The following is a 15622-nucleotide window of genomic DNA, read 5'->3' as shown; positions in this document are numbered from 1 at the left end:
ATGTTTTTTAGCTGTATTCAACGTAAATTCGCAACGCTTTTTAAAAACTAAACAATTAAACATGAGCACAGTAAAAGTAGCTATCAACGGTTTTGGCAGAATAGGCCGCCTGGTATATCGCCAGATCTTTAACATGGAAGGCATTGATGTAGTGGCAATCAATGATCTTACCAGCCCCAAAGTGTTGGCTCACCTGCTCAAATATGATAGCGCACAAGGTCGTTTTAACGAAGATGTAAAAGCAACAGAAAATTCTATCGTTGTTAATGGCAGCGAAGTAAAAATATATGCACAAAAAAATCCTGCTGAAATTCCATGGGGCCAGCACGATGTAGACGTAGTACTGGAATGTACCGGTTTTTTTACAGATAAAACAAAAGCTGAAGCACACCTTACTGCCGGCGCAAAACGCGTTGTAATATCTGCACCCGCAACAGGTGATCTGAAAACAATTGTATTCAACGTTAACCACAGTATTCTCGACGGTAGTGAAACAGTAATCAGTTGTGCATCCTGCACCACTAATTGTCTTGCGCCAATGGCTAAAGTGCTCGAAGATTCTTTCGGCATTGTAAACGGGTTAATGACTACCATACACGCCTACACAAACGACCAGAATACACAGGATGCGCCGCATGCAAAAGGCGATCTTCGCCGTGCACGTGCAGCAGCGCAAAATATCGTTCCAAACAGTACAGGTGCAGCTAAAGCAATCGGCCTTGTACTTCCTTCATTAAAAGGCAAATTGGATGGTTCTGCACAACGTGTACCAACCATTACAGGTTCTTTGACTGAGTTAACTGCCGTACTGGGTAAGAAAACCACTGTTGAAGAAGTAAATGCAGCAATGGAAGCAGCAGCCAACGAAAGCTTTGGTTATACAACAGATGAAATAGTAAGCACAGACATTATCGGCAGCAGCTTCGGCTCTTTGTTCGATGCTACACAAACACGTGTACAAACAGTTGGCGATGTTCAACTGGTACGTACAGTGAGCTGGTACGATAACGAAATGAGCTATGTAAGCCAGTTAGTACGTACGGTACATTATTTCGCTGGTCTAATAAGCAAATAGTTTGTGTTGACCAACAGAAGCAATACTATGATATTTTCGTTGTGTCACTCACTTGTACTTAATGTTCTCTATTGAACTTTCATACAGCCGTAGTGTGTAAACGCTACGGTTTCTTTTTTCACCTTATAACTTAAAAAATGAAAATCAAAAACATTGAAGGGCTTACTGTTGATGAAATGAAAAGGGAAGTAAGTAACGGCGCAAAATTTGTAATTTACCGTTACACCATGTCTTTCCTGATCATAACACTTAGAAGACCGTCAGACATTTATTTTGTAAGATCTCATGAAAAGCCTCTGGTTAAAGGTTTACCTTTTACATTTCTCACTTTAGCTTTAGGCTGGTGGGGAATACCATGGGGCCCAATCTACAGTATTCAGAGTCTCGCAAAAATTTAGGTGGTGGTGTAGATGTAACAAATGATATTGTTGCATCTTTAATCAGCAATAATCCAATGGATGAAGTACAGGTTCATTTACCTAACTAATTTATAATCGTAAAACGATAAACTCATGAGCAAATTCTCCGATCACAACTTTGCAGATGAAAAAGCATTGATCCGTGTAGATTTCAATGTGCCTTTAGATAAACAAACCTTTGCTATTACAGACGACACCCGTATGCGTGCCGCTGTGCCTACCATCAAAAAGATTCTTGCAGATGGTGGCAGCGTAATATTAATGAGCCACCTCGGCCGTCCAAAAGAAGGCCCAGAAGATAAATACTCACTAAAGCACATAGTATCTCACCTCGGGGAATTGTTGGATGGTGTAACTATTGAGTTTGCAGATGATTGCATTGGTGCACAGGCTACCGAAAAAGCCGCAGCATTACAACCCGGACAGGTGTTATTGCTGGAAAATCTGCGGTTCTACAAACAGGAAGAAAAAGGTGATGAAGCTTTTGCAGAAAAGCTATCGAAGTTGGGGGATGTTTACATCAATGATGCATTTGGTACAGCACACCGCGCCCATGCCTCCACTGCGGTCATTGCAAAATTTTTCCCCGGGGAGAAAAAAATGTTCGGCCTAGTGATGGAAGGCGAGGTTAAAAGTGCAGAAAAAGTATTGCACCAGTCAGAAAAACCATTTGTGGCCATTATTGGTGGAGCAAAGGTTTCTGACAAAATACTCATTATCGAAAACCTGCTTGAAAGGGCCACCGATATTATCATCGGCGGCGGAATGGCTTATACATTTATGAAAGCCCGTGGCGGTAAAATAGGCAACTCGCTTTGTGAAGATGACAGACTGGATACCGCCAAAGATCTGTTGGAAAAAGCAACGGCAAAGGGTGTAAGTATTCATTTGCCGGAAGATTCCGTAATTGCAGACAAATTTGATAAAGAAGCAAACACTAAAGTTTCTGTAAGCGACGCCATCCCGGATGGCTGGATGGGCCTGGATATTGGTCCTAAAGCGCAGGGTGTATTTGCAGAAGTGATCCGTAAATCAAAAACCATTTTGTGGAACGGGCCGATGGGTGTTTTTGAAATGGAAAAATTCCAGTCAGGTACAAAAGCAATTGCTGACGCAGTTGCTGAATCTACCGAAAATGGTGCATTCTCCCTGGTAGGCGGCGGAGATAGTGTAGCTGCTGTTAACCAGTTTGGATATACCGATAAAGTAAGTTATGTAAGCACAGGTGGTGGTGCCATGCTCGAATATTTTGAGGGCAAGGAATTACCGGGTATAGCCGCTGTTAACGCTTAACGGTTCCTCATAGATTTTTTTAAAGCCAACATGCAAATAAAAGCACGTTGGCTTATTTTTTGCTGGCAATTCATGGCGTTATAATCGCAATCCGTTCGTGATTTATTACGATTTAAACACATATGGGTTGCATAAACTTTTGGTGAAAAGTATCTTTACATCAGTTAAGAAAACACCGAAAGATTCAAAAATTTAGCAGACTACTTTTGGATTTGGATATTGGAACAAGCAACCTATGGAACAAAAAGAACAAAGTGGCCCCGTAAGGTCACTTTTTTTTGTGCTCAAAGGTCCAGAAGACCGGCATTATCTTTTAACCGGACACCGCTGATCTGTAAGCGTAATGACTCTCTGACCAGGTAAAACATTTTTTCTGCGGCTGCCTGATAACCCAGTCCATCGGGCCTTATATTGGAAATGCAATTGCGTGCTTCATCTGTTAACCCTGCTACCGGGCAATAGGTTAAATATGCGCCCATGCTGTCTGCTGCAGTTAAGCCCGGTCTCTCTCCTATCAGGATCAAAGACAACTTTGCCCGTAATAAATTGCCTGTTTCATCGCTTATTGCAACACGTCCCTGCTCTGCAATACAAAAAGGCGCGACAGTTATCTGCGCCTTTTCCAGCATGGGCATAAGCAGCGCTAAAACGTTTACTGCATGCAGGTTTACAGCTGTTGAAGACAAACCATCTGCAATGGTAATGCACACGTCATAGCCTTTGCTTTTGAAGTTCTTCAGTTTCACCACAGCATCTTCATCAAGTCTTCTGCCTAAATCCGGCCGCTGCAGGAATGACTGCCGGTCTGAAGCTTTGCTGTGTATAAAAAAAACCGGTAACTGGAACATTTGCAACGCGGTAAATATTCTTTCTTTTTCGAGATAAGAGAATACAGCATCCCGTGCGTGGGCATGTGCCATTTTAAAATCCAGTGCCTGGCCAACGGGTAACGACACACCGGTGCGGCCCAACGCTATCCTTGCAGCGGTGAAACTGCGCAGTGCACCCCATTCGTCTCTTTGTGTTATATGTTGTTGCGGTTCTGTCAAAATACGTGTTGCAAAAGTTTGTGTGTGTGCTTAACCGGTAAAGGATTTCCTTCCGCATCTATAATTTCATGCTGCATAAGCCATCGTTCAAACTCAGGTGCAGGTTTAAGTTGCAATGCTTTTCTTACATATAAGGCATCATGAAATGAAGCTGACTGGTAATTAAGCATAATATCGTCTGCACCTGGTACACCAATAATAAAATTACATCCTGCTACACCCAGCAGCAGCAGCAGGTTGTCCATATCGTCCTGGTCTGCTTCTGCGTGATTGGTGTAGCACACATCCATACCCATTGGTACGCCCAGCATCTTTGCGCAGAAGTGATCTTCCAATGCGGCACGCATAATCTGTTTACCATCGTACAAATATTCGGGTCCTATAAAACCTACCACTGAATTGACAATATGTGGTTTAAAATGCCGCGCCACTGCATAGCTTCTCGCCTCGCAGGTTTGCTGGTCGACACCTTCATGTGCGTTGGCGGACAATGATGACCCCTGCCCGGTTTCAAAATACATAACATTATTGCCGGTAACGCCCCTGTGGAGTGAGAGTGTTGCATCGTATGCCTCCTGCAGCAGCGAAAGATTTATACCAAAGCTGCTGTTTGTCTTTTCTGTGCCGCCAACTGACTGGAACGCAAGATCTACCGGTGCACCCTGTGCTATTAGTTCTATTGTTGTTGTAATATGGCACAGTACACATGACTGCGTGGGTATGGAAAAACGGTTTATCAATTCATCGAGCATATGCAAAAGCCTGTGCACATGTGCGGGACTATCTGTAGCCGGGTTAATACCAATCACGGCATCGCCGCTTGCATACAACAAACCATCTATAATACTGGCAGCTATACCTTTTGCATCATCTGTAGGATGGTTGGGCTGCAACCTGGCTGAAAACCTGCCCCTGAGACCAATTGTATTTCTGAAACGCGTGACAACCTCGCATTTTTGGGCTGCGAGTATCAGATCCTGGTTGCGCATGATTTTACTTACTGCGGCAATCATCTCAGGCGTAAAGGCATACTGTAATTGTTGTAACAACCGGGTATCTGCAGCATCACTCAGCAGCCAGTCGCGCAAAGCACCCACGGTAAACGAAGCAATGGTGTTAAAGGCGCTGCGGTCATGCGTATCTATAATGAGCCTTGTTATTTCATCAGCCTCGTAGGGAATAACAGCCTCGTTTAAAAATGTAGTCAGCGAAACATCTGCAAGGCACATCTGTGCAGCCACACGTTCTTCGTATGTATCGGCAGCTACACCGGCCAGCGCATCTCCGCTGCGCAGGGGCGTTGCCTTTGCCATCAATGTTTTCAAATCATTGAAGTGATAGGTATGATTTTTTACCGTGTATTTATATGCCATAGTATATACAAACTTATGTTGCAGGGGCACTATCTCATTACTGCCTGTTGCACAACGGCGGTATTACACGATTGTTGCAAACGCAGTATCGTTGTTGCCCAACTGTTATGACGTACAAGAGTGCGACGCAACAGGCGATGCCACAACGTACAGGTGCCGGGATCATGAAAAAACTAACCCGTTTCTTCAACCACTGCGAGTAACTCATCGTTTATTGGCTGCCTGTGCTTTTTCAACGCTATAAAAATGAACAACGCTATAATTAACCCTGCAAAAAATATTATGCTTAACAATGGATTGTACCAGATGATGGCGACAAGGCAAACGACTGAAAGCAACAAGGCAATGACCGGAAACCAGGGATAGAATGGTGTTTTGAAAGTACCTTGTATGCCACCCTGTTTTTTAAGTTTAAGTAAGCTCATCATACTTATACAATACATTACAACAGCGCCGAGGGCTGATATGATGATGACCTGGTTTGTTGCACCTGTATAAATTGATATAAGCCCTACCACTCCTCCTGCAATTAAGGCCCAGTGCGGTGTTCGGTATTTTTTGTTTACCGCACTTAGTACTGCGGGCAAAAAACCGCTTCTCGATAACGCAAAAATCTGTCTTGAGTAACCAATGATCAACCCGTGAAAAGATGCGATGAGCCCGAATAAACCAATGCCGGCAAAGATTTTTGTCCAGCTATTTGTTTTGCCCAGTACAATACTGATTGATTCGGGCAGGGGGTAATCGATGGTGCTTAGCTGCTGCCAATCGCCAACACCGCCGGAAAAAATCATGACCCCCAAAGCCAGGATAACCAGTGTTGCTATACCCAATATATAACCTTTGGGAATATTGCGATGTGGTTCTTTTACTTCTTCTGCAACCATTGCCACGCCTTCGATACCGAGGTAGAACCACACAGCAAAAGGCAAAGCGGCAAAAATGCCTGTAACACCAAAAGGCATATTGTTGCGCATAAAATTATCAGCACTGAAATGCGGGGCAACAATGCCCATAAAAATGAGTAATTCAACCACCGCGAGTATGGTAACTATAAGATTGAAAACAGCAGATTCTTTAATGCCAAAAAGGTTGATGAAGGTAAATATTACATAGCAGCTCACAGCCGTAAACGTTACAGGAATTTCGCTATGTAAAAAATGCACATAACTGCCCAGTGCAAATGCGATGGCGGGTGGAGCAAAAACAAACTCAATTAATGTTGCATAGCCTGCCATAAGCCCGCCCAGCGGGCCATAAGCTTTGTATGCATACGCAAAAGGACCCCCGGCATGTGGAATGGAAGTTGTTAATTCAGTAAAACTAAAAATGAAGGTGATGTAGAGCACGGTTACCAGGAGTGTTGCTATGAGAAAGCCAACGGTACCGGCCACACCCCAGCCGTAATTCCAGCCAAAATATTCACCTGAGATAACAAGCCCTACTGCCAAAGCCCATAGGTGAACCGGCTTCAGCACTTTTTTTAGTGCAGTAGTTTGGTTGCTCATGGCCTTGAAACTACTGATAAAAAAGATTGTAAAAAAATTGAAGAAGTTTTTTTAGAGTGAGCGACAGTACTACTATTAAGCTGCTGTTGTGTCACTCACTTGTACTTCCGGTACGTGCATCAGCTCTTGCGATCAGGGTTTACCTGCGCAATTAGTTTGCGATTTCAATAAACAATCAGCCTGCTCCTGATGATGGAATCTTTTGACATCGATTTATCAAGGTTGTAAAAAGCATTTTCCCAGTCACCATAGTTAGGGTTAGGCAATACGATAAACCGGTTGCCAAATTCCGCAGCAAGGATTTGTGTATTTTTCAGCCGGCTGTCAAACTTTTTGTCATCATACAGCACACTAAGATCTGCAAGGTTGTCGCCACAAAGCATAACTATTTCATGGGTCTGCAAAATGCTTTGCCTTCTGGGCTCTTTGCTGGATGTATTGGTAAGCAACAGCAGGTGTTGATCATCTGCATTGGGAAAGTTGTAACGCTGCAGGTTTTTCAATGTTTGTGGCCGGTCACTTTCAGCGCGGTTGGTTACATAAAACACTTCTACCTTTTTTGATGCAGCATACCTGAAAAAAGTACAGGCACCGGGAACGGTATCTGCGTTTGCCAATGAGGTCCATTCATTCCATGACTTTTCATCGAATGTTTCACCCGCCAGGCCCTGCTTTACTGCATATGGGCTATTGTCTAATACGGTTTCATCAATATCTGTAACAATAGCCAATGGTTTTGTATACTGCTTTGTTAGAAACTGATCTAGCCGGAGTTGCGCTATGTTGTAAGCCTGGAAACAAAGTGCCTTATACTCCGCGGCCTTTTGCTGGTACATGGCGGTAAACAGCTTTCCATCGGCAACGAGGTTGCTTTGTACAGGAATTGACGGTGCGGCGGTGGATGGTGCTTTTTGAGATACACAGGCGGTAAAGATGATGCATATTAATAAAACAGAGTTCCGGATATTCATAGATGTTTGTTTTACCATTCGGCTCTTGCTGCAGGGCTTGCATCAAGCGACGCGAAGTCGTTGTTTAAAAACTTGTAATAGGCCGTTATTGCGATCATCGCAGCATTATCAGTACAATATTCAAATGCAGGTATAAATGTTTGCCAGCCATGTTTTTTACCCGTTTCTGCCAATGCCGTACGCAAACCGCTGTTGGCACTTACACCCCCTGCTATACAAACATTTTTTACACCTGTTTCTTTTACCGCTTTCTTTAATTTTTTCAGCAATATGTTAATGATCGTGTACTGAACAGAAGCACACAGATCAGGCATATGCTTTTCGATAAAATGTTCATCTTCTTTTTTACGTGCCTGCAAAAAATACAGTACCGATGTTTTTAAACCACTGAATGAAAAATTGAGTTCGGGTATCTGCGGCTCGGCAAATTTAAATGCAAGCGGGTTGCCTTCTTTGGCGTATTTATCTACCAGCGGGCCGCCTGGGTAAGGTAAACCCAGTAGTTTGGCGCTCTTATCAAAGGCTTCACCTGCGGCATCATCAATTGTTTCGCCGATAACTTTAAGATCGTACGGAGAATTTGCCAGCACAATTTGTGTATGGCCGCCACTAACGGTTAAACATAAAAACGGGAAGTCCGGCTTTGGTTCAGCAATTAAATTGGCCAATACATGCGCCTGCATATGGTGTACTGCTATAAGCGGCTTATCCAGTGCCAGTGCCAGTGATTTGGCAAACTGTACCCCTACCAACAGGCTGCCAATAAGCCCGGGCGACTGTGTAAAGGCTATCGCATCAATATCCTGCAGGGAGAATGCCGGATGACCAACCCCCGGTGCCTGTGCAATTTTGGCTGCAGCAGCCTTTATTGCGGCATCTGCTACCGGTACAATGTTTTGCATATGTGCACGGCTGGCAAGCTCGGGCACTACACCGCCATATTTCTCATGTACTGTTTGATTAGCGATAAAATTGGACAATATTTTACCATTGATACATACAGCGGCAGACGTTTCATCGCACGAAGATTCGATTGCCAGTATGCGTATATCCTTCACCGTTTTTTTTGCAGTAGCCTGCTGTTCGTTCATGCTGTTCACAGCAACAAAAATAATATTAAGTAGTTGTAGTAATACACTTTGTATTATAGTTACTAAATGACTAATTTGCCGCCGTGGTAACACATGGCTTCGCTTCGATCTTCGGGTTTGCCCGGCAAATTTGCTGCAGTTGAAGCGTGCGACGCAACAAGCGATGCCACCACTACCAATGCCGGGCTCATAAATGTTTTTACCATGCTTATCGAAAAAAATTTCTATACCATTGAAGCGTTTAGTAACGAATCAGAAACTGTAAAAGCTACGGTTGCAATCAACAAGTTGCATGAAGTGTTCAACGGGCACTTTCCCGGAACGCCTGTGGTACCCGGTGTTTGCATGACCCAGATGGTAAAAGAACTGACTGAAAAAGCGGTTGACAAAAAATTGCTGCTGGCAAAGGCGGACCAGCTAAAATTTCTCTCTGTTATTAACCCGGCGGAGAACAATATTGCCACAATAGAAGTAAAATACAAAGTGGCCGAAAATATGGTTGATGTAAACGCAACCATTACAAATACTGCGGCTACGTGTTTTAAAATGAAGGCACAGTTTACTGTTTTGTAGAAATGACTTTTACCACGCTACCGGTTTTTTTCAGGCATTAAATAGTTGATGAGGTTGAGTGCAGGGTTGGTCATGAACGTAGTGATCAGTGCCATCAATACCATCATAGCAAAAACCTGCGGGGACAGGATACCAAGATCGTAACCAATATTCAGCACAACAAGTTCCATTAAACCGCGTGTGTTCATCAGTGCGCCGATTGACAAACTGTTTTTCCATGTTTGTCCTGTAACCCGGGCTGCAACCATGCTGCCGCCAAATTTACCTGCTACCGCTACCAGTACAATCCACATAAAAGTGATCCAGAGATCACCGTCGTTTAGCAACCCAACCTGTGTACGCAAACCGGTAAACACAAAAAACAGTGGCAGCAGCAGCACAAGGCTTACATCTTCTATTTTATCAATAATGGTTTGCCTGAAGTTTATTTCTGCGGGCATAATGACCCCTGCCACAAAAGCACCAAACAGTGCATGTACACCTATAAGTTCTGTGAGGTAAGCAGAGAGCAACATAACCATGAAAACGATGGCCATCATCGACCTGTTGATAACTTCTCTCTTTATATACAAACTGCCGAGTTTTTTTAGCAGCGGTCTTACCACCGCTACCATCAAAACGATATAGGCAGCCACAAGCCCGATTGTAAACAAAATGTTTACCGAATTATCTGCCTTTACTATAGCAATTAGTGCTGCCAGAATGCACCACGCTGTTACATCGTCTGAAGCGGCGCATGTAATGGCCATTACACCAAGGTCTGTTTTGCTAAGATTGCGTTCTTTGATAATTCTTGCCAGCACCGGGAATGCGGTTATACTCATGGCAATGCCCATAAACAATGCAAAAGATAAAAATGAAATGCCTGCTGGTGAATAAGCCTTATACATGAACAATGCCAGGCACATACCCAGTGCATATGGTATAATAATACTTGCATGGCTGATAACGATGGCAGACCTGGCCTGCCTGCGGATGATGCTGATATCCAGCTCGAGGCCTATTACAAACATGAACAGGATCAAACCAACCTGGCTGATGAACTGCAGATTACCCATTGATGAAGCCGGAAAAACAAATTGTGAAACATCGGGCATACATGCACCGAGTACTGATGGACCGAGTACCACGCCGGCTACAATTTCTCCTACTACCGCGGGCTGACCAATTTTGCTGAAGAGCCAGCCAAAAATTCTCACTGCCGTTACAATCACGATAATTTGTAACAACAGCACCGGCAAGGCAAGGCCGGCACTGTTGATGAATGAGTCTCTAAATGCTGCATAGGTACCAGCAACTGTTACATTCGTGTTTTTATTCCCTGCTTCCAGCAGGCGGCCATGCTGTATAATATAATATGCAGCCAGTGCAAAAACGAGTAGCATACCAACATAAAAAAACAATACAGCATTTTTTTTCATGGCTATGAAGATAAAAAAACAGGTTGCTTTTGCAACCTGTTTTAGAAAGTGTTGTTTATTTTTTTACAAACTTACCAAGCGCTTTTCCTGCATCTGCATAGGCTTCCATAATACGGCCACCGGTATCAAAATCGTAACCACCAAATGTTCTTCCCAAAGCTTTTTCAACAGATATTTTTGCTATAATGTTGGATGGGTTTGCAGTTTCAACGATCCATACTTCGCCATCTATGACTGCATTTTTACGCATTACGCCTACGTTAAAGCCAGGCTCAGTAAACGTTGTTTTAAAGATCAGTGTATACTTTGCATTCCTGCTTTGTGATTTTTCACTGTACTCGGTAAACAGTTCAATAAATTTCGGTTCAAATTTATCTTTGCGGTCATCTACCCATGCTTTTGCCCAGCGGTCTCCCCTGCCATCTTCTTTGTTGTTGTACTCTGCTGTTTTCTTAGCCACATAGTCTGCTTCTTTATCAAATTTTCCCACACTCATATTGTCGTAAGAAAAATCAAAATTTAAACTCGTTTCAGATTGAATGGCATCTAAACTGCCCTCAATAAGTTTTAGTCTTTGCGCAGTTGCGCTGCCGGCAGTAGCTATCATTAAGCTGATACCTGCCAGCGCTGATAAAATTTTCATGATTGATTGTTTATTCTTGGTTTAAATTAAAGGCTGCTTTTTTTGGGAGCCCGGCTGCATTGCTGCTATGTAGCCCCGGTTGCGTCGCACACTTGTACAAATGAATCTCTATTCTGCATGTGCCATCTTCTTCAGCGTACAGCAGCCGGTTTAATGCAGGTAGCATTATATTTTACTTACCAGTATTATACTATGCTGCCACTGCCGGTAGGCGTTATAGATTAAAACGTTTGTACAACCGTGCCACCATGCGCCATGCCGCAGCATATGCTGCGGAATAGTTTCTGCCTGCAGTATTTGTGCAGCAAGCCACACCGCTACGGCCGATGCCGTTGCATAATCGCCCGTCATATGTTTGAAACGTGCTACTACAGGCGCGTTGCAGACGGCGACAGCTTTGTTATAAAGCAGTGCCGTACGTTCATCACCTTCATCACCGCTGAGTAAAAGCGTTGATCGAATATCCACATTGTGCGCCTGCAAAAAATTATACAGCCGCTCTTCAAGTATTCCAGTGTTGCCGGTATGAAAAAAATCAAAGGCGGCAATTCTTACTGCCGCGTTGTTTGCATTATCGTTTACCACGAACATAGCTGCACCTTCTCCGGCAATCGTACCGGTTTCGCTGCCATCGTATAGTGCATCGCTGGAGATATTTTCTTTCCTGAAACAACCTGCCAGTACATCAACATTGTAGTTGTATGGTGATATAACATCTACACCACCTACCATGAAATTTTTGCCGGGATTTTCTTTTACAAGCATGGCAGCATCCAGCAAAGCATTTTCAAAAGAAAACCCGCGATGTACATGCGTGCTGTTATAGCTTTTATTGCTGGTCATTAAACTGATCTGCGATGCCACTGCATTGGCGGTGCTTTGCACAAAATCTCCGGGTGTAAGCAAGCCTTCCTGGTATTCTACCATCTGGTTAAGAAATCTTACACTTTCTTCCATACCGCCATTGGCGGTTCCTATAATAATGCCATCAACAAATGTATGCTCCAGTAATGGCAAAGCTGCCGCTATACCGATTTTTACATTCCGGCTCATGCGGCGCAGTACCCCGGGCGGAATGTTTTTGTAAGCGGGTTCTATTACCTTCAGTTTGTTATCGCCGGTAGTATACAGATGCTCTATATCAACATTGCCAAATGTTTGCTGCGGAGATATACAGGATGACTGGTGTATATAAAGCATGGTGTGATTATTTGCGCATTGATGCCATATATGCTACAGATGAACGGATTGCGACGCAACAGGCGATGCCATGAAAAACCGCTGCCGGTATCTTAACTAATACTTCGAAAAAATGAGTGATGTACAATTACCACCAAAACCAAAAGAATTACTCATTACATGTTGCAAATGCTTTTTTTGATAATACTGCACCGGTATTAAACCTGTTGCAGCAATCGCTTCTCTAAAATGCAATGCAGGGTAAAGCTCCTGGTTGTGCAGTGATAAAATACTATACACAGCCTCTATGGCACCGGCAGCACCGAGCGTATGGCCCGTATAGCCTTTGGTAGAAGCAAATGCGGGTACGTGGCCAAATACTTTTTTCATTGCCACACTTTCCACCTCATCATTGTTTTCGGTAGCAGTGCCGTGTGCATTAATAAAATCAATATCGCCCGGGGAAAGATTTGCTTTTGACAAGGCTGCATACATGGCAGCCACGGGGCCATCGCCCTCAGCAGATAAGGACGAAGGGTGATATGCATCATTTGCATTGCCATAGCCTTGCAACACCGCGTAAATAGTTTTACCCGCGGCATCTGCTTCTTTCTCCAGCACAATATAAGCTGATCCTTCGCCCAGGTTAAGTCCCTTGCGGTCTTTGTCGAATGGCCTGCAAATGTCGTCGCTTAATATGCGCAGTGCATTAAACCCGTTGATGGTAAATTTTGCCAGGGTGTCTGCACCGCCAACAATTGCTCTCTTTGCAAAACCGTGCTGTATAAGTTTGGCGCCGTACATGATTGCGTTGGCAGATGACGAACATGCGGTATTGAATGTATCTGTGATGCCATTCATCCTGTACCTGTCCTGCACATAGATGCCAACAGAAGCAGCATCGTAAGAGGTCATGTATTCAGTACCATTTGCTGTGCTTCGGGTATCGGCATACAATTCATCTGTAAGGCACATGCCGCCAACAGTATTGCCACTGATAAAAGCAGTATTCAAAGAACTGATGTCCGATGCAGGCAAACCGCTGTCTGCTACTGCTTCGTTAAACGCATGCAATGATAGTAACATGGTTCGTGTAACACCAGGTTCACTTGCATGAAGCTGTTCTTTTAGTGTACCAGTTGTTGTTTTTATTTCGCCAAATGGCATAAGACCGGCAAACCGTGTGTCAATATTCCGGAGCGGAGTTATACCACACTGACCATTTACAAGTGCCGTCCTGTTTGCGTCAACAGTATTGCCAACAGCACTTATAACGCCTATTCCGGTAACAACAATGCGGCTCAAATGAGAAAGTTATTTTGTTCTGTGTTTTTCGATATAGTCAACCATGGTATTGATATCGGTTAATATTTTGCGCCCTTCTTTGGGGTCTTTTATTTCAATACCATATTCACGGGAAAGCAAAACAATCAATTCAATGGAATCAATAGAATCAAGTCCTAACCCTTCACCAAAGAGCGGCTCATCATCTTTGATATCTGCCGGGGTAACGCTGAGATTCAAAAACTGAACGATCTGTTGTTTTAGCTGCTCTTTCAAAACACCTGTTTCCATTGTCATTTAGATAAGATTTTTTCGCTTCAGGCCCCACACAGTCAGCAACTGTATAAAGACCGTTATGGCAAATAAAGATAAAATATTCGTTATAATGTCACTTAATTTTCCGCCCTCCAGGAACAAGCCGTAGTAAGCTTCTATACACCAGTGCAGCGGGGAAATGTTCATGAGTATTTTAAACGAAGCGGGCATTACAAAAGAAGGTATCATAATGCCGCCAATAGCAGCAAGCAACACTACTGATACTGCACCAAAGCCATTGGCCTGCTCCTGTGTTTCGGCAAATACTCCAATACAGATTGCATACCCCGCGGCGCACCAGCCACAGGTAAACGTTACAAGCAACAAACCCAAAACATCTCCAGGAATATTGAGTGGTGGTAACCCTAGCAGCGGAAATATCCAAACACCGATTGAAAAAATAACAGCGGCCTGTAAAATGGTTACAGCAGTGTAGGTTATTTGTTTGGATAATAATGAAACCAGGTAACTCGTGGGCAATGTTTTTAACCGGGCAAAACTGCCATTCTGCTTTTCCCTTACCACAGCACCGCCAAGGGAAATAACAATAAAGAACATTGCAAAGATGGTCCATGCAGGAATATTGTGCTGTGAAGCATTGGGTATATTCCTGCTGCCATCTCTCGAGACAGGTATTTCATTTACCTCCACGCGGTTGTTGATCATTTCATTTTCCAGCGAATCGGGTACTGCTGCATCATTCAGGGAACTGTAAATGGTTTGCAGTATCTTTTTATTTTCCACTATCTGCAATGCGCTCCTCAAAGTGCCTTGTATAGACTGCCTGAAAGCTGTTTGCAAAACAGGATGATAGTAAAATGTAACGGGTGTTACATGCAGTGTTGTTTTGCCGGCACTGTCTTCACTTACACCAAGGTCATTCAATGCTTTGGAAGCCACATACGCTGCTTTGTCCGAAAGCTTTGCATCAAACCCGGGCGGTATAATAATAGCCACCAATGCATCTTTGTCGTGCATGGTGTTTTTTATTTGCTCGTCTGTTAAACCGGCCGCAACACTGTCGATGTTAAACATACCGAAACGATGTATGGCAGCGCTTAACTGCCTGCCCGCATCGCCGGTGTCCCTGTTACATAACAGCATACCGATCTTATTGTCATTTACCAGTTCAAACGTACTGTTTTGCACACTGGTTATTACCACTGCCAGCAATATGGGCATTGCAAACATTACAAGCAAACCAACCTTATCCCTCGAAAGAATAAGCAGGTCTTTTTTAATGGTCGCTAAAAGTTTGTACATGCTTGTTAACCGTGTTTGGAAATGAATATGTTTTTGTAACAGGCCAAAGTAAGTTTATGTACCCGGCAGCAACGCTTTACTGATCGTCCCTTGCGTCGCACTCTTGTACTGCAGTGCAGGCATGACCGGTGCTATGCGGAGTTGCTGCCAGCAACCTGCTGCATG

The 15622-nt window shown here is 43.7% G+C and carries 15 protein-coding genes; 4 read left to right on the top strand and 11 right to left on the bottom strand.

Annotated features, from left to right (window positions below; genetic code table 11):
* Positions 1–61 precede the first annotated feature (61 nt).
* From gap to I5907_RS19860, 3 genes are all read left to right on the top strand, one after another.
* Complete coding sequence (gap, locus tag I5907_RS19870; protein WP_196992602.1) at positions 62–1075, top strand: type I glyceraldehyde-3-phosphate dehydrogenase; 1014 nt, start codon at positions 62–64, stop codon at positions 1073–1075.
* A 137-nt stretch (positions 1076–1212) separates the two neighbouring features.
* A complete protein-coding gene (locus I5907_RS19865) occupies positions 1213–1473 on the top strand; it encodes a hypothetical protein (RefSeq protein WP_196992601.1) in 261 nt (86 codons plus the stop codon).
* 114 nt (positions 1474–1587) lie between these two features.
* Positions 1588–2787: a phosphoglycerate kinase gene (locus tag I5907_RS19860; protein WP_196992600.1), complete on the top strand. Its 1200-nt coding sequence runs from the start codon at positions 1588–1590 to the stop codon at positions 2785–2787.
* Positions 2788–3071: 284 nt separating this feature from the next.
* Here I5907_RS19860 and eutC read toward each other — a convergent pair whose 3' ends face one another.
* The 5 genes from eutC to tsaD form a co-directional block, all read right to left on the bottom strand.
* The gene (gene eutC / locus I5907_RS19855) at positions 3072–3836 is read right to left on the bottom strand and encodes an ethanolamine ammonia-lyase subunit EutC (protein ID WP_231402202.1); all 765 of its coding nucleotides are present in this window, start codon (positions 3834–3836) and stop codon (positions 3072–3074) included.
* Positions 3833–5209, bottom strand: a complete 1377-nt coding sequence (locus I5907_RS19850; protein WP_196992599.1) for an ethanolamine ammonia-lyase subunit EutB — start codon at positions 5207–5209, stop codon at positions 3833–3835. The genes eutC and I5907_RS19850 overlap by 4 nt, the downstream gene beginning before the upstream one ends.
* 173 nt (positions 5210–5382) lie before the next feature.
* The gene (gene eat, locus I5907_RS19845) at positions 5383–6717 is read right to left on the bottom strand and encodes an ethanolamine permease (protein WP_196992598.1); all 1335 of its coding nucleotides are present in this window, start codon (positions 6715–6717) and stop codon (positions 5383–5385) included.
* A gap of 164 nt (positions 6718–6881) precedes the next feature.
* Positions 6882–7688 carry a 5'-nucleotidase, lipoprotein e(P4) family gene (locus I5907_RS19840; protein WP_196992597.1) on the bottom strand — a complete coding sequence of 269 codons (807 nt, stop codon included), beginning with the start codon at positions 7686–7688 and terminating at the stop codon, positions 6882–6884.
* Positions 7689–7699: 11 nt separating this feature from the next.
* The gene (gene tsaD / locus I5907_RS19835; RefSeq protein WP_196992596.1) at positions 7700–8779 is read right to left on the bottom strand and encodes a tRNA (adenosine(37)-N6)-threonylcarbamoyltransferase complex transferase subunit TsaD; all 1080 of its coding nucleotides are present in this window, start codon (positions 8777–8779) and stop codon (positions 7700–7702) included.
* Between the two features lie 93 nt (positions 8780–8872).
* On the opposite strand from tsaD, the gene I5907_RS19830 reads away from it, so the two are divergent.
* Positions 8873–9352, top strand: coding sequence for an ApeI family dehydratase (locus tag I5907_RS19830; protein ID WP_196992595.1), 480 nt, complete (start codon positions 8873–8875; stop codon positions 9350–9352).
* A 17-nt stretch (positions 9353–9369) separates the two neighbouring features.
* Here I5907_RS19830 and I5907_RS19825 read toward each other — a convergent pair whose 3' ends face one another.
* The 6 genes from I5907_RS19825 to I5907_RS19800 all read right to left on the bottom strand — a co-directional run bounded on the left by I5907_RS19825 (position 9370) and on the right by I5907_RS19800 (position 15457).
* A complete protein-coding gene (locus I5907_RS19825; RefSeq protein ID WP_196992594.1) occupies positions 9370–10773 on the bottom strand; it encodes a cation:proton antiporter domain-containing protein in 1404 nt (467 codons plus the stop codon).
* A gap of 55 nt (positions 10774–10828) precedes the next feature.
* The gene (locus I5907_RS19820) at positions 10829–11416 is read right to left on the bottom strand and encodes a hypothetical protein (RefSeq protein WP_196992593.1); all 588 of its coding nucleotides are present in this window, start codon (positions 11414–11416) and stop codon (positions 10829–10831) included.
* A 165-nt stretch (positions 11417–11581) separates the two neighbouring features.
* Entirely contained in the window at positions 11582–12616 is a 1035-nt protein-coding gene (locus I5907_RS19815) for a beta-ketoacyl synthase chain length factor (RefSeq protein ID WP_196992592.1), read from the bottom strand.
* Between the two features lie 96 nt (positions 12617–12712).
* Positions 12713–13900 (bottom strand): beta-ketoacyl-[acyl-carrier-protein] synthase family protein, encoded by a 1188-nt coding sequence (locus I5907_RS19810; protein ID WP_196992591.1) that lies wholly within the window; start codon positions 13898–13900, stop codon positions 12713–12715.
* A gap of 9 nt (positions 13901–13909) precedes the next feature.
* The gene (locus I5907_RS19805; protein WP_346266798.1) at positions 13910–14176 is read right to left on the bottom strand and encodes a phosphopantetheine-binding protein; all 267 of its coding nucleotides are present in this window, start codon (positions 14174–14176) and stop codon (positions 13910–13912) included.
* A complete protein-coding gene (locus I5907_RS19800) occupies positions 14177–15457 on the bottom strand; it encodes an ABC transporter permease (RefSeq protein ID WP_196992590.1) in 1281 nt (426 codons plus the stop codon).
* Positions 15458–15622: the final 165 nt, after the last annotated feature.

Origin of the sequence: Panacibacter microcysteis, from assembly GCF_015831355.1 — a bacterium.
GTDB lineage: Bacteria > Bacteroidota > Bacteroidia > Chitinophagales > Chitinophagaceae > Panacibacter > Panacibacter microcysteis.
The sequence above is the reverse complement of the archived record's forward strand: the minus strand, read 5'-3'. Positions and strand labels throughout refer to the sequence as shown.

Excerpts from the sequence above, each read along its gene's own strand:
- gap (WP_196992602.1), top strand. The coding sequence starts at position 62 with ATGAGCACAGTAAAAGTAGCTATCAACGGTTTTGGCAGAATAGGCCGC.
- I5907_RS19865 (WP_196992601.1), top strand. The coding sequence starts at position 1,213 with ATGAAAATCAAAAACATTGAAGGGCTTACTGTTGATGAAATGAAAAGG.
- I5907_RS19860 (WP_196992600.1), top strand. The coding sequence starts at position 1,588 with ATGAGCAAATTCTCCGATCACAACTTTGCAGATGAAAAAGCATTGATC.
- I5907_RS19850 (WP_196992599.1), bottom strand. The coding sequence starts at position 5,209 with ATGGCATATAAATACACGGTAAAAAATCATACCTATCACTTCAATGAT.
- eat (WP_196992598.1), bottom strand. The coding sequence starts at position 6,717 with ATGAGCAACCAAACTACTGCACTAAAAAAAGTGCTGAAGCCGGTTCAC.
- I5907_RS19840 (WP_196992597.1), bottom strand. The coding sequence starts at position 7,688 with ATGAATATCCGGAACTCTGTTTTATTAATATGCATCATCTTTACCGCC.
- tsaD (WP_196992596.1), bottom strand. The coding sequence starts at position 8,779 with ATGAACGAACAGCAGGCTACTGCAAAAAAAACGGTGAAGGATATACGC.
- I5907_RS19830 (WP_196992595.1), top strand. The coding sequence starts at position 8,873 with ATGGCTTCGCTTCGATCTTCGGGTTTGCCCGGCAAATTTGCTGCAGTT.
- I5907_RS19825 (WP_196992594.1), bottom strand. The coding sequence starts at position 10,773 with ATGAAAAAAAATGCTGTATTGTTTTTTTATGTTGGTATGCTACTCGTT.
- I5907_RS19820 (WP_196992593.1), bottom strand. The coding sequence starts at position 11,416 with ATGAAAATTTTATCAGCGCTGGCAGGTATCAGCTTAATGATAGCTACT.
- I5907_RS19815 (WP_196992592.1), bottom strand. The coding sequence starts at position 12,616 with ATGCTTTATATACACCAGTCATCCTGTATATCTCCGCAGCAAACATTT.
- I5907_RS19805 (WP_346266798.1), bottom strand. The coding sequence starts at position 14,176 with ATGACAATGGAAACAGGTGTTTTGAAAGAGCAGCTAAAACAACAGATC.
- I5907_RS19800 (WP_196992590.1), bottom strand. The coding sequence starts at position 15,457 with ATGTACAAACTTTTAGCGACCATTAAAAAAGACCTGCTTATTCTTTCG.